A 21,961-nucleotide genomic window follows, 5' to 3' on the forward strand; every position below is an offset into this window, starting at 1 on the left:
GATGAACGTCGATCTGTTCGACTTCACGCTCCCGCCGGAGCGGATCGCGCTGCGTCCCGCTGCCCCGCGCGATGCGGCGCGGATGCTGGTGGTCACGCCCGGGGGGCTGGCCGACCGCCTCGTCGCCGATCTGCCGGCGCTGCTGCGGGCCGGCGACCTGCTGGTGTTCAACGACACGCGCGTGATTCCCGCGCAGCTGGAGGGCACGCGTGGATCGGCGCGGATCGGCGCGACGCTCCACAAGCGCGAGGGTCCGCGGCGCTGGCGTGCGTTCGTCCGCAACGCGCGGCGGCTGCGCGACGGCGACGCGATCGACTTCGGGCGCGACGTCACCGCGACCGCGCACGACCGCGCCGAGGACGGCAGCTGGGCGCTGGTCTTCGCGGGTGACGAGCCGGTCGAATTGCTGCTGGAGCGCGCCGGGCGGATGCCGCTGCCGCCGTATATCGCGGGCAAGCGCGACACCGACGCGCGCGACGCGCAGGACTATCAGACGATGTTCGCGGCCGAACCCGGTGCCGTCGCCGCGCCGACCGCCGCACTGCACTTCACCACCGCGCTGCTGACCGCGCTCGAGTCCGCCGGGGTCGCGCATGCGACGCTGACGCTCCACGTCGGTGCGGGCACGTTCCTCCCGGTCAAGGCGGAGGATACCGCCGACCACAAGATGCACGCCGAATGGGGGCGGATCGACGCGGCGACGGCAGAGCGGCTCAACGCGGTGCGTGCGCGCGGCGGACGCGTGATCGCGGTCGGCACCACCTCGCTACGGTTGATCGAGAGCGCCACCGACGCGAAGGGTGTGATCCAGCCGTTCGAGGGCGATACCTCGATCTTTATCACTCCCGGCTATCGCTTTCGCGGCATCGACGGCCTGATGACCAACTTCCATCTGCCGCGCTCGACATTGTTCATGCTGGTTTCGGCGCTGATGGGGCTCGACCGGATGCAGGCCGCTTACGCCCATGCGATCGGGCACGACTATCGCTTCTATTCCTACGGCGACGCGAGCCTGTTGCTGCCATAGTCGACGGCCGCCCGGGTGAGGTCACCCGGACGGCCGTGCGCCTTACGACGACAGCCCGACGCGCAGCGCGGCGTTGGGGTTGTTCGTCCCGTTCGGGAAGAATCCGCCGCCGGTACGGTTCGCGCCGGTCGCGTTCAGATACACGATATTGTGCACCTGCTCGCTGCTGCGGCTATAGGCGATGCCGTTGACGTTGGCCGGGACCAGATTGGCGGCGTTGCCGTTGCTGGCGTCCACCAGCCCCTGATCGTCGTCCGCGCCGATCCCGCGCGTGGTGTCATCGGTCGGCTTGCCGTCCAGCAGGTCGCGCGCATCGGAGATCTTCGTCGTCGCGGTGATGAGCGCGTCGGTCGACATGCCCTTGGCATAGAGGACGGTGCGCACGATCCCGGCGTGATACGCCTCCGCGGCAAGGATGCCCGCCGCCGCTTCCAGATAGGTTTTGTTCGTCAGCAGCGGCGCCGCGCCCTTGTACGCGGTGACCCCGACGTCCTCGAACAGGAATGCACCAAGCAGGAAGTTTTCAGGTGACGAATAGGGATTGAACGTATCGCTCGATCCGATCACGCCCGCCGCGCGCGCCGCTACGGTGAAGGCGCCGTTCGCGCCGCCGTCGATGTTGATGTTCGGCATCGCCACCGCCGCCGACCCAAGCGCTGCACGCAGGAAGGCGACGTGCGCCGCTTCGTCCGCGGCGATCTCGCGCGCATAGGCGCCCACCATCGGATCGCCGGAGAAGTCGACCTTCGCCCCGCCGGTCACGGTGCCGCCGGCGGTGCCGCCGCCGCTGGCGGTCTGCGTTGCGGACAGACCGGTCCCGTTGACCGCGTACAGATAGAATTGCGCCTCGAGATATTCGAGGTTGAGCGCGAGGTTCAGCACGTCGCTGTCGGTGATCGCGGTCGGGGTGGGCGTCGGGGTAGGGGAGGGCGTCGGCGTCGGGTCGACCGTATCGCCGTAATCGCCGTAGCACCCCGACAGCAGCGAAGCGCCACCCAATAGCACCGCGCCGCCACCAGCGGCCTTGAGGAAGCCGCGCCGGGCGGCACGCCGCGCATCGGCGGCGGACAGGATTTCGAGAGCCTTGAACGGGTCGATCATGGAAAATTCCTTCGGAGCGTCAGGGAAACATCATCGGAAGCGCACGTCGGCGCTCAGGTCGTCGACTTGATGTTTCCGTTGACGCCGTTGGGGAAGAAGCCGCCCATCGTCGCCGTGCCGGGGTTGAGATAGACGATGTTGAGCACCTGTCCCGGCGTGCGGCTGAAGGCGAGCCCGTTGCTGTTGAGCGGGGACAGATTGGCGGTCAGCGTGTCGCCGCTGCCAGACGGCGCGATCCCCTGATCGTCGTTCGGCGCGATGCCGCGCACCTTGTCCTCGGTCGGCGCGCCGTCCAGCGAGTCGCGCGCGGCGGCGATCTTCTCGGTCGCGTCGATCAGCCCCTGCACACCCTTCGAATAGAGCGTCGTGCGGACGATCGCGGCATGATACGCCTCGACCGCGAGGATGCCTGCGGCGGCCTCCAGGAAGGTCTTGTTGCTCAGCAATGGCGCCGCACCCTTATAGGCGGTCACCCCGACATCCTCGAAAATGAACGCGCCGAGCAGGAAGTCGGTTGGCGAGGCATAGGGATTGAAGGCGCCCGACGTGATCACCCCGGCCGCAAGCGCGGCGGCGGTGAACGGCCCGTCGGCCGCGCCGCTGATATTGATGTTCGGCATCGCCACCGCCGCCGTGCCGAGCGCGGTGCGCAGGAACTTGACGTGCGCCAGCTCGTCGGCGGCGATCTCGCGCGCATAGGCGCCGACCAGTGGATCGGTGGTGAAGTCCACCTGCGCACCGCCGGTCACCGTGCCGCCGGCCGTGTTGCCGCCGCTCGCGGTCAGGTCGCTGGTCAGTCCGGTGCCGTTGGCCGCGTAGAGATAGAATTGCGCCTCGAGATATTCGAGATTGAGCGCGAAGTTCAGCACGTCGCTGTCGGTGACGCTGGTCTGCGCCAGTGCCGGATCGGCATAGGCGAACGCCCCGCCGACGGCGGCGACCCCCAGTGCAGCGGTGAAGAAGGCACGGCGGTTTTCCCGGCGGCGCGCACGGCCGTCGAAGGTTTCGATCAACAGATCCTGCTCGGTTCGGGCGTCTTGCATCGTCACTTCGCACCTCCCACAACCCACGGGAATGACACGAAGCATCTTCCTCGACGTGGGTGAATGCAGCTACGAGACGAGTTCGGGATAGGATGCGGGATCGTTAAAAAAACAATTTCAGCGGGCGATCCCGCCAGCGGAGTGAAGCGGTGACGGCAACCGACACACAGACGGCGGACGCGCGAAGAGCGACGCTCGTCGCCGCGTTGACGATGAGCGCGGATGGAGACCGGCAGGCGTTTCGACGCGTGTACGACCTGACTGCCGCGAAGCTTTACGGCATCTGCCTGCGTATCTGTGGCGAGCGGCAGGCCGCGGAGGACGTGTTGCAGGAGGTATATCTGATCGTCTGGCGCCGCGCCGCCGCCTATCGGCCGGAGCGCAGCCATCCGGTGACGTGGCTGGCGACGATCGCGCGCAACCGCGCGCTCGACTGGCGACGCTCGCCGCGCGGCCGCGCCTTCGCGCCGATCCCGACCGACGATGCGCACGAATCGGTCGATGACGCGCTGCCGGCGGATCAGGCGATGGTCGCCATCGAGGACGGGCAGCGGCTCGATCTCTGCCTGGAGGAACTCGACGAGCGGCCGCGCCACGCGATCCGGTCGGCATTCCTCGACGGGCTCACCTATGCCGATGTCGCCGGGCGCGCGGGCGTTCCGCTGCCGACGATGAAGAGCATCATCCGTCGTGCGTTGATCCGTCTGCGGGAGTGTCTGAACGATGACGCCTGACGATCGCATTCTGGCGGCCGAGCTGGTGATCGGCCTGCTCGCGGAGGAAGAGGCCGCCGCGGCGGAAGCGCGGCGGGCGCAGGATGCCGATTTCGCCGCCGAGGTCGACTGGTGGGAAACCCGCTTCGCGCCGCTGTTCGATCACTATCCCGAGGTCGCGCCGCCGCCCCAGCTCGCGGCGCGGATCGAGGCGATGCTGGGGCTGCCGCACGTCGCGGGACGTACGAAGCGCGTGCACTGGCGCTCGCTCGCGTTCGGCGCGACCGGTGGCGCGCTCGCCGCGTCGCTCGCCGCATGGCTGCTCACCCCCGCCACCGTGACGCCGCCCGCGCCGCCGGTGACGGTGCCGGCGGCGCCGGCGAAGCTGATGATCGCGCAGCTGGCGTGGACCGACAAGACGAAGACGCCTGCCCCGGTCGCGATCGTCGAAGCGACGACCGGGTCGGTGCGGTTGAGCCGCGCCGTCGACACGCCCGCCGGTCGCGACGGACAATTGTGGCGGATTCCGGCGGGCGGCAAGCCGATCCCGCTCGGCTTGCTGCCGCGTGGCGACGGGCGTGAGGTGCGCGTCGCGCTCGCCAACCTGCCGGTGGCAGGCAGCACGCTGGCGATCTCGATCGAGCCGCTCGGCGGGTCGCCGACCGGGCAACCGACCGGACCGGTGGTGCTGGCCGGGACGGTGGAGCGTTTGTGATCGTCGACGGGACAGCAACACCCGATCGCTGCCCCAGGGTTTTGAAGGCTTACGGGAAGAGCCTTCCGGATTTTCATCGATCTTCAAGGTACTTCGACGTGGCTTGATCTGAATTTATTTACCAGACCGCGTTAGCGTCCCGCGTATGTGGACCTGGAGCAAGTGTGCGCCATTCAGGCGGTGGAACGTCGTCGCGGATCGCCGTGGCGGCGTCAGCGTGCTCGCGGCGCTCTCCGCGGTCAGCCTGATCGGCATGGCCAGTTTCGCGGTCGATCTCAATCGCGGCTACGAGACCATGGTGTCGAACCAGCGCGTCGCCGATATGGCCGCGCTGGCCGCCGCGGTCGCTTATGGTGCGGCAAAGAACGAGGCGATCCTCCAGCCCACCGCGCAGGATCTGGCGACCGTTCACGGCATTACCAACGGCACCGTCGTGGCGCGACTGGTGACCGACGTGCCGACGCCCGGCGCGAAGGCGGTGCAGGTGACGATCACCGTGCCGCTCAACATCACGCTTGGCCGTGTGCTCGGGCTCGGTGCCAGCTATCCCGTCAGCACCATCGCTACCGCAAGCCTCGCCACGCAGTCGACCGCCGGCTGCATCGTCGGGCTCGCGAACTCGGGCAACGCGATCGAGACGCAGGGCGGGGCCACGATCAACGCGGCGGCGTGCGCGGTCGCGGGGGTCGGGACGGTCGCGAACAACGGCAACGGCATCACCGCGAAGAACATCATTTCCGGCGCGGGCGACATCGTGAACAATTACGGCACGCTCAGCGCCGATCTGCTCCGCTACGCCGGCACTTTCACCAATCCGAGCTGGAACAACAACGTGCCGAGCGCGGACAAGCGCGTGAAGCAGAGCTCCACCGTCACCGATCCGCTGGCCGACAATCTCGATCTCAGCAGCGCGCGGTCGCTGATCGGGACGTGGCGTGCGCCGGCCACCCTCGCCAACCCGACCACGCCAGGCGGGGGCGCGGCCTGGTCGTTCAGCAGCACGCCGTCGCCGGCGGTCGTCGCATTTCGCAAGGGGGGCAGCAGCAACTTCGTCGTGCCGGCCGGCAATTACACGATCGACACACTCGATATCGGAGGCGGGATTAGCGTGACCTTCAACGCCGGGTCGACCGTGACGGTCGCGCGCGGCGTGACGATCGGCGGCGGTTCGACCGTCGTCTTCGGTGACGGAACCTACCGGATCAACGGCGGCTTCACGAGCGGTTCCAGCGGCGTGACCTTCGGCAACGGCGAATTGTCGATCGGCGCAGGCACCGTCAGCTTCACGGGCACCAATCGCGTCGGCAATGGTCCGGTGACGATCGTCTCACCGCTGACGATCGGCGGCGGCGCCACGCTGGCGATCGGGGCCGGGGCGCACGCCTTTGGCGGCATCTCGGTTGGCGGCGGCAGCTGGCTGACGATGGGCGACGGGTCGCTCGACGTCACCGGCGCGGTCTCGGTCGCCGGCGATTCGACGATCATTGCCGGCGCGGGCGACGTCACGCTCTCCAACCCCGGCGCGAATGCGATCGACCTGAGCGGCAGCGGGCGCTTCTTCATGGGGGACGGCCTGTTCAGCGCCAACGGTTCGGTGGTGACGGCCGGGGGCAGCCGGCTGGTGTTCGGCAAGACGGCGAACCACCTCATCAACGGGGACCTGTCGATCGCGGGCTCGGTGCTGTTCGGCGCCGGCCGTTACACCGTGAAGGGCAGTCTCGTGAACGGCACGGGCGGCACGACCTGGCCCTATACCTCGCCGATCAACAACAAGACCTGGGGCAATACCCTCGAAGGCACCAGCGTCGCCGACTTTGACATGGCCGGGGTGAATGTCACCTTCATCCTGTCGGGGACGATCAATCTGGGCGGCGGCGCCAAGACGTTGCTGATCGCACCCGCGACCACGACGACCAACGGCGCCATCGCCGACATGCTGATCGACAGCCTGACCTCGACAGACACCAAATGGAGCGCCGGCGCCACCAGCGTCTTCAGCGGCGCGGTCCATCTCCCCAATTCGGCGCTGACCAGCAGCGGCGGCAACAGCACGCAATCGGGCGTGCGATGCTTCATGCTGGTGGCGTTGCGGGTGACGGTGACCGGCGGTGCGACGTCGGGGTCGACCTGCACCGGGATCGGCACGGGTGGCGGGGGCAGCGGCACGGTGGATCTGATCTCATGAACAAGCGCTTTCTTCTCCGCCGTCTCTCCGGCGACCGGCGCGGCGTCGCCGCTGCCGAATTCGCGCTGTGGATGGTGCTGTTCTTCATCACCATGCTCGCCGCGCTCGACATCGGCACCTTCTCGATCGAGCGCGCGCGGCTCGCGCAGGCGATGAGCGGCGCGTCGATCGCCGCGTTCAAGTCGCGCGACGCGGTCAATTACAGCGCCTTGCCCGGCTATTTGCGCGCCGCCTCCAACGTCACGACGCCCGGCGCGCTGACGGTCAGGATCGGTTGCAACGGCGGGCAGGACAATTGCGTCAACACCGCGCGCACCTGTGCGTGCCTGACCTCGTCGGCGACGTTGGTCCCCGCCGGTAGCTGCGGCGCGCCGTGCGGCAGCGGCGCGTCGGCGAACAGCCAGTCGGGCTATTATCTCAGGATGACCGCCTCCTACCCGTTCCGCCCCGCGCTGCTCCCGCGCGGGATGCTGGGCAACGGCGTGGTGTCGCAGAGCACGACGGTGCGGCTGCAATGATCCGCGACGAACGCGGCGCGACCGTCATCGAGTTCGCGATCGTCCTGCCGCTGCTGCTGATGGCGCTGTTCGGGCTGATCGAGGGTGCGCGGCTGATCTGGATGGATCAGGCGCTGGACCAGGCCGCCTACAGCACCGCGCGCTGCCGCACGATCGCGAGTGCGGCGTGCGACAGCGCGGCGAAACAGGTGAGCTACGCGGTGACTCGCGCCAAAGCGAACGGCATCACCGTCGCGCCCGCCAACGTCGTCATCGATCCGGCCGCGACCTGCGGCGGGTCGACGGGCGGGTTGTCGGTGACGCTCACCGTCGCTTTCTCCTCGCCGGTCGGCAAGCTGCTGCCGCTGCCCGCCACGGTCCGCGGCCGCGCCTGCCTGCCCGCACTGCCTCCGGTGTGATCGCCCGCGATCAGCGACGCGCGAACGTCGCGCGGACCGTGCGCACCTGATCGAGCCGCAGCAACAGGATCGCGCCGGCATAGACCGTCCCGCCCGAGACGAGCGCGGCCAGCGTCATCGCCATGCCGGTGACGTGCGCGAACGGCAGCATCGCCGCCGCCATCGCCGCGCCTGCCACCAGCACCTTGGCATTGTCGGGCCGCAGCAGCCGCAGGCCGAACGTCCGCCGCGCCAGCGCCGCGCTGATCGCATAGCCGCTCGCCTGCGCCAGCAGCGACACGCCTGCGATCCCGATCAGCCCGAAGCGATGCAGCGCCGGTGCCCCCAGCAGCACGAAGGTCGCGATCGCCACCCCCGGCGCGACCATCAGCAGCCGCATATGCCGGGTCAGCTGGAACGCGATCTGGAGGTGGTAGATGGTCAGCATGCGCAGCAGCGCCGCGGCGGTGACCAGCGGCAGCAACGGCGCGCTCTGCGCCGCCAGCCGCGCACCGAGCAGCAGCTGGCTGACCGGCCCGGCCAGCACCGTCGCGGCGACCAGCATCGGCAGGCACATCGCCCAGTACAGGACGGCATTGCCCTCAAGCAGCACGCGCGCCGCGCCCGGGCCGTCGTCCTCGTAAGCGCGCACCATCGCGGGATACATGGTGATGTTGACCGCCAGCATCGCGAAGCCGAGCGTTTTCTGCAACAGGTCGGCGGGGGCGGCGTAATAAGCGACGCTCGTCGTGCCGAGGATATGCTCGACCTGATAGCGATCGAGCACCCCGACGCCGTAGGAAAGCCCGGAACTCAGCATCAACGGCGCGCCCAGCCGGAGCATTCCGCCCATCACCGCGCGATCCGCCTGCCGCACCCCGCGCAGCCGCAATCGCCGCCACACCGCGTCGGTCGCGACGCCACCGATGACCGCCACCGACTGGCCGACGACCAGACCGAGCAGCACGCCCGCGAGCCCCAGCCGGTAACCGAGCACCAGCGTCACCCCGATTGCGAGCGACAGCGCCGAGCGGGTGACGATCACCCAGAAGGTGTGCCACGCCGCCTGTCGCGCCCGGCTGATGACGTTCAACTGCGTCAACGCGACCTCGCTGACCAGAAAGGCGAACAGGATCCAGAGCCAGCCGGATGCCAGACCGAAGACCGTCCGGCCCGCGAGCGACAGGAATGCGGTCACGCCGCCGAGCGCGACGATCAGCCCGATCACGATCGTGAACAGCGCATCGGCGCGCCCGGGGTCGATCCGGGTGGCGGACGACGACGAATAAAGTGTCCGCGCGCTGATGATCCGCGCCCATTCGAACAAAGTCGCATTGATGAGCAGCGTGGTCGTGGTGATCAGCGTCAGCTGCCCGAATTCGGCGGGGGAAAGAAGTCTAACCCACAGTAATAACGAAATGAAGTTCAGCCCGCTCGAAATCGCCAGGCTGAGCGTATTGAGCACCGCTGGACGCGCCACGATCTTCCTCTTCGATCAAGTACGGCGTGCCATGCAATATTCATCGCACGGCCGCCATGCACTTGATCGAAGGTGTTGATCCGGAACCATAAAGAGGAAAAGCCCCCGCCCGCGAGGGAGGGGGCTCTTCCGCCACGACGACCGATGCGTCGCTCAGCGCTGGCAGTAACGCGGATTGTCGGCGCGCTCGACTGCGTTGCCCGCCAGCGCGCCCGCCCCGGCGCCCAGCACGGTGCCCAGCGTGCGGTCGCCGCGCTGGTCGATCGTGCGTCCGAGCAGCCCGCCGGCGATCGCGCCGATCACCGTGCCGGTCGTGCCGTTCTGGCAGCGTGCGCGATAGCGGTAGCGGCGGTCGTCGCGATCATAGCCACGATCGTACCCACCGCGATCGTCGCGATAATATCCGCCGCGATCATATTCGGCGTAGCGCGGGCCGCGGTTCCAGCCGTCGCGATACGCATCGCGATACGCGCGGTTATGGTCGCGATAACCATCGTCGTCATAGCCGCGATAGTCGCGCTCGTAATAGTCACGCTCGACCCACCGCTGCGCCTGCGCAGCGACCGGGGTCAGCGCGGCCATCGCCAACGCCGCAGAACCGAAACCGACCGAAATCTTCTTCCACATGATCCAGCTCCCCTCACGCATCACTGCCGCAGGCCGAGGCGGCTGCGACGATGCCGGGATAGACTCGCGCGCTTGAGCGAAGACTGAATGCGTCCGTTATCCTGTGTTAAGGTCGATGTTCAAAACGCCACCTTCCTCTTTCTGTCATCCCGGACTTGATCCGGGATCCCGCTTCTTCTTCCTCCTGGGGCGCGGGAAGCGGGCCCCGGCTCAAGGCCGAGGCGACGGAAGACGGACTACATTACCGATCCCTCGGTCAGCCCCGACCCGCTGAGGACCAGCGCCACACCGATCTCGTTGCGCAACGCCGGCGGCAGCGTCACCTCCAGTGCCTCATCCGTCCGCACGAAGCGCAGCGGCGCGTCGCTGCCCGGCACCGTCACCCGCTGGACCGTCCCGCGCCCGACGCGATTGTCCTTGGCCAGCAACGTCAGCCGCGCAACCCCATCCTCGGGCCAGCCGAGCACCAGCGCATGCAGCCGCTCGCCCTTGGTCACGTACCGGATATCCTTCGGGCCATAGAGCGACGTCGGCCCGCCTTCCGAGAACAAGCCGCCGCCGCCGTTGCGCGGCCCCTCGCCATGCACGCGCCACGGGCGGGTAGCGTAGATCGCATCGCCGTACCGCTGCATCCACGCCGCGATCCCTTCGACGATCCGCTCTTCCTTGTCGTCGATCGTCCCGTCACCGCGCAGCGGCACGTTGACCATCAGATTGCCGTTCTTCGACACGACGTCGCACAAGGTATGGATGACGGTCGCGGCGGATTTGTAGCGGTCCTGATCGTACACCGCCTGATCGTAATGCCATTCGCCGATGCAGGTGTCGGTCTGCCACGGGAAGCGCTCGATATAGGTCTTGCCGCCGCGCTCGACGTCGTCGACCACGCCCATCCGGCGCTGCGGCGGGATGTTCTTGCCCGTCACCACCGCCTGCAATTGCCCGCGGTTCCACGCCATGCTGCGGTTGTAGAAGTAAGCGGTGATGTCGAGCCCGGCCTGTTCGAGCGGCAGGTCGAAATTGTCGAAATAGACCAGATCGGGGCGATAGCGGTCGATCAGCTCCTGACAGCGTAGATACCAGTTGCGCACGAACGCCGGATTGGCGGGTGTGCCCTCGTTCCACAGCCGGTCGTGCGCCTCGTGCCACGCATTGGCCTCCAGCAGCGTCTCGATCCCGTCGGGCATGATGTCGTCGCGCCCGGTATAAAGCTGCTGCGGGTCGAGCCCCTCCCACCATTTGCCCTTGCCGTCGGCGGCGGTCAGCCGGAACGCGTCATAGCGCTGCCCGCGCCGCGGTCCTTCGGGGTCATAGCCATAGGCGGCCTGGTTCCAGTGCCAGGCGTGCGCCGAATGGTTCGACACGCCGAAGCGCAGGCCCCGTTCGCGCGCCAGTTTCTCCCACGTGCCGACGATGTCGCGCTTCGGCCCGACGCGCGTGCTGTTCCACGCGTGATGCGTCGAGGCATAGCAATCGAGATTGTCGTGATGGTTGGCGAGCGCCATGAAATAGCGCGCGCCGGCCTTCTGGTAGAGGTCGATCAGCCGCACCGGGTCCCACTTCTCGGCCTTCCAGCGGTTCTGGATCTCCATAAAGCCGGTGTCGGCGGGGTGGCCGTAATTCTTCAGGTGATGCGCGTATTGCGACGACCCCTGCAGGTACATGTTGCGCGCATACCAATCGCCCGCGGCGGGCACGCATTGCGCGGTCCAGTGCGCCCAGATCCCGAACTTGGCGTCGCGGAACCAGTCCGGCACGCTATAGCCATCGGTCAGCGAACGCCAGTCGCCGGTGAAGGCGCGCGGGGCAGGGACACGTACCGCGCGCTTGCCGCCGGGTCGCGTACTATAGGCGCACGTGCCCGCGCCCGCCGCGGCCGCGGGCACCCCTGCCAGGGCCCCAGCGGTCGCACCCGCACCCAGCGCCTGCCTGCGTGTCACCTTCATCGGGCTGCTCCTCTCAGGGTAATTCGTTGTTTTGAAAACTGGTTTTCACGATCATGCCTTGCGACCCGGCGCATGACCACCCCCTTTCGCCACGCTTGCGATAACGGGCGTCCTGCCGCACAGATCGGGGCAACAATCCTGCCGGAGTTTTCCATGCGCCGTTCCGTGCTGTCGTTGCCGCTCATCGCTCTGGCCACCCTCGCGGCGCAGGCGCCCCAAACCGGAACGAAGACCCAGCCGCCCGCCGGCGGCGACATTCCCGCCGACTTCCGCCTGCCCACGATCGAGCGCGACTATATCAAGCAGGACGTGATGATCCCGATGCGCGACGGGGTGAAGCTCCACACCGTCATCGTCATCCCGAAGAACGCCACCAACGCGCCGATCGTGCTGACCCGCACGCCGTACAATGCCTCGGCGCGCGCGAACCGCAGCGACGGCCCCTCGATGCTTAACGCGCTGCCGCTCGCCGACGAGATCTTCGTCAAGGGCGGCTACATCCGCGTCTATCAGGACGTGCGCGGCAAATACGGGTCGGAGGGCGATTATGTCGTGACCCGCCCGGTGATCGGCCCGCTCAACCCCACCCCCCCAGGTAAGATCGGGGTCGATCACGTCACCGACGCCTACGACACGATCGACTGGCTGGTGAACAAGGCGAACCTGCCGCAGTCGAACGGCCGCGTCGGGATGATCGGCTCGTCCTACGAAGGCTTCACCGTCGTGATGGCGCTGCTCAACCCGCATCCCGCGCTCAAGGTCGCCGCGCCGGAAAGCCCGATGATCGACGGCTGGATGGGCGACGACTGGTTCCATTACGGCGCGTTCCGGCTCGCCAATATCGCATGGCTGGGCGGGCAGACCGGCTACAAGAGCGGCGGGCCGCTCCCGCCGACCGGCGGTTACGACGATTACGACAATTTCCGCGACAAGTCGGCGGGCGATTGGGCCAAGCAATCGGGCTACGACCAGCTGCCGTACTGGACGCGCATGTCGCAGCATCCCGCCTATGACGCCTTCTGGCAGGGGCAGGCGCTCGACAAATTGCTCGCCGCCAATCCCTCGAACGTCCCGACGCTCTGGGAACAGGGGCTGTGGGATCAGGAGGACATGTACGGCGCGATCACCGCGTGGGAGGCGCTCAAGGCCAAGGGCAAGCTCGGCAACAACTTCCTCGTGATGGGGCCGTGGCGGCACAGCCAGGTCAACCGCGAGGGCAACAGCCTGGGCCCGTTCCAGTGGAACGGCGACACCGCCGCGCAATTCCGCGAGCAGATGGTGCGCCCGCTGTTTGACCAGTATCTCAAGGACGGGCCGGCGGCGAACCTGCCGACCGCCGCGATCTACAACACCGGCGAGAACCATTGGGATCGCTTCGCCACCTGGCCACTGGCGTGCGAGCAGGGCTGCGCCGCGCCGCTGACGCCGATGTACCTTCAGGCGGACGGCGGGTTGTCGACCGCCAAGGGCGCGGCGGGCGGCGACGCTTATGTCTCGGACCCGGCCAAGCCGGTCCCGCACCTCCCGCGCCCGGTCAATTTCAACGACGGCCGCTGGGGCGACTGGCTGGTCAGCGACCAGCGCCCTGCCGATGGCCGCACGGACGTGATGACCTATATGACGCCGGTGCTGACGCAGCCGCTGCGCGTCTCTGGCGCGCCGATCGCCGATCTCTATGCGAAAACGACCGGCACCGACGGCGATTTCGTGGTCAAGATCATCGACGTGCTGCCGGCGAACGTCGCCGACGCGAAGATGGGCGGCTATCAATTGCCGATCAGCCTCGACATCTTCCGCGGCCGCTACCGCGACAGTTTCGCGAACCCCAGCGCGATCCCGGCGGGCAAGGTGCAGCGCTATCGCTTCCGGCTGCCGACCGTGAACCACGTCTTCCAGCCGGGGCACCGCGTGATGGTGCAGGTTCAGTCGAGCCTGTTCCCGCTCTACGACCGCAACCCGCAGACCTATGTGAAGAACATCTTCTTCGCGCAGCCCGGCGACTACAAGAAGGCGACCGTGACGATCGAACGCGGCGGCGCGCAGGCGAGCGCGGTGCTGCTCCCGATCGTCCCGGTGGCGCAGGGGCAGGCGCCCCAATAACCGACCGTCGCCCCGGACCTGATCCGGGGCCCCGCTTCTTCGGCAGCCGCAGCAAAAGCGGGATTCCGGATCAAGTCCGGGATGACGTGCCGCCCAACACCAGACACGCCCGCAACCCGCGCCCGTCCTCGCCCGGCGCGAGCGTCAGCGCCCCGCCATGCGCCGCGGCGATCCGCGCGACGATCGACAGCCCCAGCCCCGAGCCGCCGCTGCGCGCCTCACCCTTCCAGAAGCGTTCGCGCATCTTGACCAGCCGCTCGGGCGGGATCGGCGCGCCGTCGTCGCACACGCACAGCCGCGCGCCCGGCCCGGCGGCGACCGCGATCCGCGCCCCCGCCGGCGTATGCCGCACCGCATTGTCGATCAGATTCTCCAGCGCCAGCGTGATCGCCGCCGGCTGACCGGGGATCGCCGCGGCGCCGTCCACCTGCAACGCGATCGTCCGCCCCGACGCGAGCACCGCCGGCGCCCGCTCCGCCACCACCTTCTCTGCGAGCGTACCCAGATCGACGACCCCACCATCGTCCTGCACCGGCCGCTCCAGATCGGCGAGGCTCAGCAATTGCGCGATCACCCGCGCCGCGCGGTCGACCTGCTGCAACAGCGCCGCGCGCGCTGCTGCGTCGGTCACGGCATCGGCGCGCAGCCGGATCGTCGCCAGCGGCGTGCGCAGCTCGTGCGCGACATCTGCCGCGAACGCCGCCTGCGCCGCGAACGCCTGCTCCAGTCGGTCGAGCGCTTCATTGGTCGCCACCGCCAGCGGCTCGATCTCGGTGGGCAGCGTCCCCTGCGGCAGGCGACGGTCGAGCGCGCGCGGGCCGATCGCGGCGGCGGTCTGCGCCGCGCGTCGCATCCGCGCGCGGATCCCGCGCGTCAGCCACGCCGCGGCGAGCGGCCCCAGCATCACGAACGGCAGCAGCAACAGCACGAAGCGCTTGAGGAAGGTGGTGACGATATCGTCGGTCACCACCTCGGGCGCGGTGCTGTCCTGCGCCACCATGATCCACCGCCCGGCACCCGCCGGCCGGCTGAGCACCGCGACCCGTCCAAGCCGCACCAGTTCCGGCTGCCCCGCCAGCGGCACGTCCGCCGGCACCATCGCCCCGCGCGCGGCGAGAACATGCCGCGCGCCATCGACGATCGCCAGCGACAGCCCGCCCGCGAGCAAATCGACGCTCGCCATCGCGCGCCGCGCATCGCCGCGATCGGCGTGCAGCCGGTCGGCGACCCGCTGCGCCTGCTGGTGGAGCACCTCATGCTGGTAATGCCGCGCGACGCGGTGGAGCAGCGCCCCCACCGCGACCGGCAAGGTCACCGCGGCGGCCAGCGCGATCGCGACGTGGAGCAGCGCGAGCTGCCCGAACAGCGATCGCGGCCACCACCGCCTCATGCCGCGCTGCGCAACAGGTAACCGACCCCGCGCACCGTATCGATCCGCGCGCCGGTGCCGGCCTCGTCGAGCCGCTTGCGCAGCCGGTGGACATAGACCTCGACCGCGTTCTTCGATCCCTGATCGCCGCCCGCCCCGAACAACTGGTCCTCGACCACGCGCTTGGGCACGACATTCCCGGCTCGCCGCAGCAGCAATTCGAGCAATTCGGTTTCGCGCGTCGACAGCGTCAGCAGCGTGTCGCCGACCCGCACCGTCCGCGTCTCGACGTCGAAGGTCAGCCGCGCACACGTCAGCGACACGCCCAGATAGCCGCCCTGCCGCCGCAGCACCGCCAGCAATCGCGCATGCAGTTCGTCGGCATCGAACGGCTTGACCAGATAATCGTCCGCCCCGTCATGCAGCCCGCGTACCCGCGCCTCGACGCTGCCGCGCGCGGTCAGCACCAGCACCGGCCGCGTCTCGCCGCGCGCGCGCCGCCGCCGCAGCCACGCCAGCCCGTCGCCATCGGGCAGCCCGAGGTCGAGCAGGATCGCGGCATGGTCGACCGCCGCCATATACGCCTCCGCCTCGTCCAGCGACGCGGCATGGTCGAGCGTCAGCCCGCGTTGCAGCAACGCCGCCGCCAACGCCTCCGCCAACGCCCTGTCATCCTCGATCAATAATATGCGCAAGAACCCCCCGCAGCGCAGCAATCGTCAGGTACATGTAAGCCGGCACCGCTACGCGCCTTACGGTTCACCGTACGCAGAGTCGATCATGCACGCAGCCGACGAATCCGTTCCGCTCCCCACCGCGAGCCGCCTGTCGCGCCCGGCGCAGTGGCGCTGGCTGGCGATCGCCGCCGCCGCTTTGGTCGGCATCGTGCTGCTCGTCACGCTGATCGGCAAATGGACCCACAAGGAAGAGGCACCCCCGGCACCACCGCCGCCCGGCACCTTCCGCCCGACCCCGACGCAGCTCGCCGGGCTCCAGACGCTGCGCGTCGGCGAGGGCGGATCGGCCGAGCAATTGCTGGCGAGCGGCGCGATCACCGTCGACGGCGACCGCAGCACGCCGGTGCTGATGCCCTATGCGGGTCAGGTCGTGAAGGTACTGGTCGAGGCCGGCGAGCGCGTCGTGCAGGGCCAGCCGCTGCTGCTGGTGCGCACCGGCGACTTCGTCGAGGCGCGCAGCGGGCTGTTCGCCGCGCGCGCCGGCTATCAGAACGCGCAGGCGCAACTGGTCGCGGCGCAACGCGCGGCGGATCGCCAGAAGCAGATCTACGAGACCGCCGGCGGCGCGCTGAAGGATTACCAGCAGGCGCAGGTCGATCTCGCCGCCGCACAGGCCAGCGCGCGCACCGCCGCCGCGTCGCTGGGCGCGGCGCGTGACAAGCTCGCGGTGCTCGGCAAGACGCCCGCCGAAATCCGCCGATTGGAAAATGTCAGCGAAGTGTCGGGCATCCACGACGTCACCACGCTCCACGCGCCGATCGGCGGGCTGATCGCGACGCGCGACGTGGCCGCCGGGCAATATGTCGGGCAGGGCGGCGACAAGCCGGTGATGACGATCACCGATCCGTCGCGCGTCTGGCTGGTCGCGCAGGTTGCCGAAGGCGATGCGGAATCGATCCACGTCGGCGATGCCGCCACCGTCACCACGCCCGCGCTGCCCGGCCGCACGTTCAGCGCGCGGATCGATCTGGTCGGCGCCGCGCTCGATCCCGTGACGCACCGCTTGCCGGTGCGCGCGGCGATCGCCAATCCGGGCGGCGCGCTCAAGCCGCAGATGTTCGCCAGCTTCGCGATCCGCCGCGCCAGCGCGAGCGCGGAGATGCGCGTCCCGGCTGCCGCGGTGATCCACGAGGGCGAACAGGCACGCGTCTGGGTCGTCCAGCCGCACGGCGTGCTCGCCTCGCGCGATGTGGTGACCGGCGACAGCCAGGACGGGCAGATCGCGATCGTGAAGGGGCTCGCGCCCGGCGAGCGGATCGTCACCGCCGGCGCGCTGTTCGTCAACGAAGCGGGGCTCGGCGAGTGAACCGCCTCGTAGGGTTCGCGCTGCGTCAGCGGCTGCTGATCGTCGGCGTCTTCGTCACCATGCTGGTGGCGGGCGTCATCGGCTTCCTCAACCTCAATATCGAGGCCTATCCCGATCCGGTCCCGCCGATGGTGGAGGTCATCACCCAGACGCAGGGCCTGTCCGCCGAGGAGATGGAGCGCAACGTCACGATCCCGATCGAGGTGCAGATGGCGGGCATCCCGCATCTGACCGCGATCCGCGCGATCAGCCTGTTCGGCCTGTCCGACATCAAGATCCAGTTCAGCTACGATTACACCAACGAACAGGCGCGGCAGCAGGTCATCAACCGCCTGTCGCAGCTGCCCCCGCTCACTGGCGGCGCGCAGCCGACGCTGTCGCCGACCAGCCCGGTCGGGGAAATCTATCGCTACCGGATCGCCGCGCCCAAGGGCTATTCGGTGATGGACCTCAAGACGTTGCAGGATTGGGTGCTGCAACGCCGCTTCAAGCGCATTCCCGGCGTGATCGACGTCACCGGCTGGGGCGGCAAGCTGCGCGCCTATGACGTGGTGATCGACAACGATCGCCTCTCCGCGCACAATGTCACCGTCAACCAGGTGTTGCAGGCGATCGCGAAGAGCGACGGCAATGTCGGCGGGCAGACGATCAACTTCGGCGCACAGGCCGCGATCGTCCGCGGCGTCGGCCTGATCCAGTCGCCCTCGGGGATCGAGAACGTGCTGGTCGGCACCGCCGGCGGGCAGCCGGTGCTGGTGAAGGACGTGGCGAAGGTCACGATCGGCAACACGCCGCGGCTCGGCATCGCCGGCTATAACGACCAGGACGACATCGTGCAGGGCATCGTGCTGATGCAGCGCGGTGCGCAGTCGATGCCGACGATCGAGCGCGTTCAGAAGGAAGTCGCCGAGATCAACGATTCCGGCGTCCTGCCGCCCGGCGTCCATCTGGAGCGCATCTACGACCGCTCTGATCTCATCAAGCTGACGATCCACACCGTGCTCGAAAACATGGTGGTCGGCATCCTGCTGATCTTCGCGCTGCAATGGCTGTTCCTCGGCAATCTGCGCAGCGCGATCATCGTCGCGGCGACGATCCCGTTCGCGCTCGCCTTCGCGATCCTGATCCTCGTGCTGCAGGGCGAAAGCGCGAACCTGTTGTCGGTCGGTGCGCTCGATTTCGGGCTGGTGGTCGACGCCTGCGTCATCATGGTCGAGAACATCTTCCGACACATGGTCGAACGATCCGCCAACGTCGAAAGCGGTAAGGGGCATTATTCGCTCGCCAGCCGCTTCTCGGCGGTGCTCGGCGCGTCGAGCGAGGTCAGCCGCGGCATCTTCTTCGCCGCCGCGATCATCATCGCCAGTTTCCTGCCGTTGTTCACGCTCACCGGGGTCGAAGGGCACATCTTCGGCCCGATGGCGAAGACCTATGCCTATGCGATCACCGGCGGGCTGATCGCGACCTTCACGGTCGCGCCGGTGCTCGCGACCCTGCTGCTCCCCGACAAATTGTCGGAGGTCGAGACGTTCATCGTCGGCCGCTTGCGCCGCGTCTACGAACCCGCCGCCGCCTTCGCGCTCGGCAATCGCGTGCTCGCGCTCGGCGGTGGCGTGCTGTTGCTGCTCGTCGCGATGGTCGGGGTGCGCTCGCTCGGTATCGAATTCCTCCCGCATCTGGAGGAAGGCAATATGTACATCCGCGCCACGCTCCCGGCGTCGATCAGCCTCGAGGCGGGCGACCCGACCGTCAACGGCATCCGCCGGATCATCGCGCAATATCCGGAAGCGACCGCGGTGCTCTCCGCGCACGGCCGCCCCGATGACGGCACCGACGCCACTGGCTTCTTCAACGCCGAATTCTTCGTGCCGCTCAAGCCCGCCGACGAATGGCCGTCGGGCATGACCAAGGAGAAATTGATCGACGAATTGTCGAAGAAACTCAGCGCCAGATATCCCGGCGTCGATTTCTCCTTCTCGCAGATCATCGAGGATAACGTCGAGGAAGCCGCCTCGGGGGTGAAGGGCGCGAATTCGATCAAGCTGTTCGGCCCCGATCTGCCGACGCTCGAAAGATACGCCAATCAGATCAAGGCGCAGATGGGCAAGGTGCGCGGGATCGAGGATCTCGGCGTCTTCCAGTCGCTCGGCCAGCCGACCGTCCGCATCGACGTCGATCGGGCGCGCGCCGCGCGCTACGGGCTGACGCCCGACGACGTGAACGGCGTGGTCGCGGCGGCGATCGGCGGCAGCACCGCCGCCGATCTCTACGAAGCCGGCACCGACCGTCACTTCCCGATCGTCGTGCGGCTCAAGCCCGAACAGCGCGACTCGCTGGAGGCGCTGCGCCGGATCACGATCGGCGCGCCCGCGCTCGACGGCAGCGCACAGACGATCCAGGTGCCGCTGTCGGAGGTGGCGAACGTCCGCCTGACCTCGGGCGCGTCGTTCATCTATCGCGAGCATCAGGAACGCTACATCCCGATCAAATTCTCGGTGCGCGGGCGCGATCTCGGCGGCGCGGTCGAGGAAGCGCGCGCACGGATCCAGCGCGAGGTGCATCTGCCCGCCGGCTATCATCTCGAATGGGCGGGCGAGCTCGACAATCTCAACAACGCGATCGCGCGGCTGGAGATCGTCGTGCCGATCAGCCTGCTGCTGATGCTGCTGCTGCTCTACGCCAATTTCGGGTCGATCCGCGACAGCCTGCTCGCCTTCGCCGCGATCCCGCTCGCGGTGGTCGGCGGGGTGCTGGCGCTGGCGCTGACCGGCACCGCGTTCAGCATCTCGGCGGCGATCGGCTTCGTCGCGCTGTTCGGGATCGCGGTGATGGACGGTATCCTCGTCGTCACCACCTTCAACAATGCGATCGACGAAGGACTCGACCGTGCCCGTGCGATCGCGACGACGGTGCGCCATTCGCTGCGCCCGGTGGTGATGACCTGTCTGGTCGCCGCGATCGGTCTGCTGCCCGCGGCGATGTCGCACGGCATCGGCAGTCAGGTGCAGAAGCCGCTCGCGCTGGTGGTGGTCGGTGGCATGACGCTCGCGCCGGTGCTGATCCTGCTGATCCTGCCGGTGCTGATCGACCGCTTCTCCCGCCGCGTCGCGCCCGCCGATCGCGGCGCGCATGGCCGCGACGTCGGCCACCATCGCGACGGATCGGAGGTGATCGCATGACCCGCTCGCTCGCCCTGCTGCTCGGCTGCACCGCGCTGGCGGCGTGTTCCGTCGGCCCACGTGATTTAAACGCGCATATCGCGCTCCCGGCGGCGACCGTGCCCGCGCCGATCACCCCGGAAAGTGCACCGGGGCAGGTATTTTCGGGGGCGTCGGCGTCCCCGGCGGCTTGGTGGGCCGCATTTGAGAGCCCGCAACTCGATATTCTTGTCACCGAAGCGCTCCGCCACAACAACGACATCGCCACCGCCGACGCCTCGCTGCGTCAGGCCGCGGAACTGGCGCGCGCGGCGGGCGGCGCGCTGCTGCCACAGGCCGACGCCAGCTATCAGGCGGAAAGGACGAGGGTTTCGAACGCGATCTCCCCGGTGATCGCCGACCCGAACCAGCAACTCTACACGCTCCACACCGCGCAGGTGAACGTCAGCTACACCCTCGACGCCTTCGGCGGCACCCGCGCCCGCCTCCGCTCCGCCCGCGCCCAGGCCGCTGTCCAGCGCAGCCGGTTGGACGCAGCAAAGACGACTGTTGTCAGTAACTTGGTGCAGGCGGTGATCCAGCGCGCGGCGCTCGCCGACCAGCTCGATGCCGCGCGTACGGCGGTTACCGTCAACCGTGACATCCTCAACCGCCTGCAACTCCGCCAGAAATTGGGCGCGGTCGGTGCGGCGGACGTCGTCACGCAACAAACCGCACTCGCCGCCGCGGAGGGTGCGCTGCCCGCGCTCGTCCGGCAGGAGGCGCATCAACGCGTTGTGATTGCGACGCTTCTCGGCCGCGCGGCTGGCGAAGCATTGCCCGATCTACCGACGCTCGCGCAGCTGATATTGCCAACGAAACTGCCCGCGGTGCTCCCGTCCGACCTCGTCGCACAGCGCCCCGACGTCCAGGCCGCCCGCGCGCAACTCGAAGGCGCGGCCGCCGACGTCCAGACCGCGATCGCCGCGCGCCTGCCGTCGATCACGCTCAGCGCCAATGCCGGCGGCGCGGCGCAGCGCTTCGGCGACATGTTCAAGAACGGCAATCCTTTCTGGACGTTACTGGGCGGGATCACCCAACCGTTGTTCCATGCCGGACAGCTTCGTCACCAGCAACGCGCGGCGGAGGCGGCGCTGGACGGCGCCAAGGCCAGCTATCGCACCGCGGTGCTGACCGCGTTCGGTGACGTCGCCGACGCGCTCACCGGCCTGTCGACCGACGCGGTCGCGCTCGATGCCGCGACGCGGGCCGCCAACGCCTCGAACCAGGCGCTCACCTTCGCCCGCCGTCGCCTTGCACTAGGCGACATCGACACACTGGCGTTGCTCAATGCCAGCGCCGCCGATGCACAGGCCCGCGCGCAACTCGTTCAGGCGCGCGCGGCGCGGCTGACCGACACGGTTGCGCTATTCGCGGCGGTGGGCGGACGGATCGCGGCACCAGAATAGTTCGGCTTATCAATGAATAGAGGAATGCGATCCGGGGCAGTGCAAAGGCGTCGGGTTGCTTTTTCGTGCCCGCGGCGACATGATTGCTCTGCTCTTTGCATGAAACGAATA

The 21,961-nt window shown here is 68.4% G+C and carries 17 protein-coding genes; 10 read left to right on the top strand and 7 right to left on the bottom strand.

Annotated elements, in window-relative coordinates; all coding sequences use genetic code 11:
- Position 1 precedes the first annotated feature (1 nt).
- A complete protein-coding gene (gene queA / locus PGN12_04705) occupies positions 2 to 1,027 on the top strand; it encodes a tRNA preQ1(34) S-adenosylmethionine ribosyltransferase-isomerase QueA (protein ID MEH3103188.1) in 1,026 nt (341 codons plus the stop codon).
- A gap of 42 nt (positions 1,028 to 1,069) precedes the next feature.
- On the opposite strand, the gene PGN12_04710 is transcribed toward queA, so the two are convergent.
- On the bottom strand, positions 1,070 to 2,128 hold the full coding sequence (locus PGN12_04710; protein ID MEH3103189.1) for a ferritin-like domain-containing protein: 1,059 nt from the start codon (positions 2,126 to 2,128) through the stop codon (positions 1,070 to 1,072).
- Positions 2,129 to 2,181: 53 nt separating this feature from the next.
- Positions 2,182 to 3,171: a ferritin-like domain-containing protein gene (locus PGN12_04715; GenBank protein ID MEH3103190.1), complete on the bottom strand. Its 990-nt coding sequence runs from the start codon at positions 3,169 to 3,171 to the stop codon at positions 2,182 to 2,184.
- A gap of 212 nt (positions 3,172 to 3,383) precedes the next feature.
- Here PGN12_04715 and PGN12_04720 point away from each other — a divergent pair, with 212 nt between their 5' ends.
- The 5 genes from PGN12_04720 (at position 3,384) to PGN12_04740 (ending at position 7,700) form a co-directional block, all read left to right on the top strand.
- The gene (locus PGN12_04720; protein MEH3103191.1) at positions 3,384 to 3,905 is read left to right on the top strand and encodes a sigma-70 family RNA polymerase sigma factor; all 522 of its coding nucleotides are present in this window, start codon (positions 3,384 to 3,386) and stop codon (positions 3,903 to 3,905) included.
- On the top strand, positions 3,895 to 4,599 hold the full coding sequence (locus PGN12_04725; protein MEH3103192.1) for an anti-sigma factor: 705 nt from the start codon (positions 3,895 to 3,897) through the stop codon (positions 4,597 to 4,599). Before PGN12_04720 ends, PGN12_04725 begins: the two co-directional genes overlap by 11 nt.
- Before the next feature lie 217 nt (positions 4,600 to 4,816).
- A complete protein-coding gene (locus tag PGN12_04730; protein ID MEH3103193.1) occupies positions 4,817 to 6,784 on the top strand; it encodes a hypothetical protein in 1,968 nt (655 codons plus the stop codon).
- On the top strand, positions 6,781 to 7,302 hold the full coding sequence (locus tag PGN12_04735; GenBank protein ID MEH3103194.1) for a hypothetical protein: 522 nt from the start codon (positions 6,781 to 6,783) through the stop codon (positions 7,300 to 7,302). Before PGN12_04730 ends, PGN12_04735 begins: the two co-directional genes overlap by 4 nt.
- Positions 7,299 to 7,700, top strand: a complete 402-nt coding sequence (locus PGN12_04740) for a TadE/TadG family type IV pilus assembly protein (GenBank protein MEH3103195.1) — start codon at positions 7,299 to 7,301, stop codon at positions 7,698 to 7,700. Before PGN12_04735 ends, PGN12_04740 begins: the two co-directional genes overlap by 4 nt.
- Before the next feature lie 10 nt (positions 7,701 to 7,710).
- Here PGN12_04740 and PGN12_04745 read toward each other — a convergent pair whose 3' ends face one another.
- The 3 genes from PGN12_04745 to PGN12_04755 form a co-directional block, all read right to left on the bottom strand.
- Positions 7,711 to 9,159 carry an oligosaccharide flippase family protein gene (locus tag PGN12_04745; protein MEH3103196.1) on the bottom strand — a complete coding sequence of 483 codons (1,449 nt, stop codon included), beginning with the start codon at positions 9,157 to 9,159 and terminating at the stop codon, positions 7,711 to 7,713.
- 153 nt (positions 9,160 to 9,312) lie between these two features.
- Positions 9,313 to 9,786, bottom strand: coding sequence for a glycine zipper 2TM domain-containing protein (locus PGN12_04750; GenBank protein ID MEH3103197.1), 474 nt, complete (start codon positions 9,784 to 9,786; stop codon positions 9,313 to 9,315).
- A gap of 236 nt (positions 9,787 to 10,022) precedes the next feature.
- Positions 10,023 to 11,732 carry an alpha-L-fucosidase gene (locus PGN12_04755; GenBank protein ID MEH3103198.1) on the bottom strand — a complete coding sequence of 570 codons (1,710 nt, stop codon included), beginning with the start codon at positions 11,730 to 11,732 and terminating at the stop codon, positions 10,023 to 10,025.
- 153 nt (positions 11,733 to 11,885) lie between these two features.
- On the opposite strand from PGN12_04755, the gene PGN12_04760 reads away from it, so the two are divergent.
- Positions 11,886 to 13,832, top strand: a complete 1,947-nt coding sequence (locus tag PGN12_04760) for a CocE/NonD family hydrolase (GenBank protein ID MEH3103199.1) — start codon at positions 11,886 to 11,888, stop codon at positions 13,830 to 13,832.
- A 70-nt stretch (positions 13,833 to 13,902) separates the two neighbouring features.
- Here the strand turns inward: PGN12_04760 and PGN12_04765 are convergent, their stop codons facing one another.
- A complete protein-coding gene (locus PGN12_04765) occupies positions 13,903 to 15,222 on the bottom strand; it encodes an ATP-binding protein (protein MEH3103200.1) in 1,320 nt (439 codons plus the stop codon).
- Positions 15,219 to 15,896, bottom strand: coding sequence for a response regulator transcription factor (locus PGN12_04770; GenBank protein ID MEH3103201.1), 678 nt, complete (start codon positions 15,894 to 15,896; stop codon positions 15,219 to 15,221). The genes PGN12_04765 and PGN12_04770 overlap by 4 nt, the downstream gene beginning before the upstream one ends.
- A gap of 85 nt (positions 15,897 to 15,981) precedes the next feature.
- Between PGN12_04770 and PGN12_04775 the strand changes: the two genes are divergently transcribed.
- The 3 genes from PGN12_04775 to PGN12_04785 are packed head-to-tail and all read left to right on the top strand — an operon-like array spanning position 15,982 to position 21,850.
- A complete protein-coding gene (locus tag PGN12_04775) occupies positions 15,982 to 17,244 on the top strand; it encodes an efflux RND transporter periplasmic adaptor subunit (protein MEH3103202.1) in 1,263 nt (420 codons plus the stop codon).
- On the top strand, positions 17,241 to 20,423 hold the full coding sequence (locus tag PGN12_04780) for a CusA/CzcA family heavy metal efflux RND transporter (GenBank protein ID MEH3103203.1): 3,183 nt from the start codon (positions 17,241 to 17,243) through the stop codon (positions 20,421 to 20,423). Before PGN12_04775 ends, PGN12_04780 begins: the two co-directional genes overlap by 4 nt.
- Positions 20,420 to 21,850 carry an efflux transporter outer membrane subunit gene (locus tag PGN12_04785; protein ID MEH3103204.1) on the top strand — a complete coding sequence of 477 codons (1,431 nt, stop codon included), beginning with the start codon at positions 20,420 to 20,422 and terminating at the stop codon, positions 21,848 to 21,850. Before PGN12_04780 ends, PGN12_04785 begins: the two co-directional genes overlap by 4 nt.
- Positions 21,851 to 21,961 lie beyond the last annotated feature (111 nt).

Source organism: Sphingomonas phyllosphaerae (genome assembly GCA_036946405.1).
Taxonomy (GTDB): Bacteria; Pseudomonadota; Alphaproteobacteria; order Sphingomonadales; family Sphingomonadaceae; genus Sphingomonas; species Sphingomonas phyllosphaerae_D.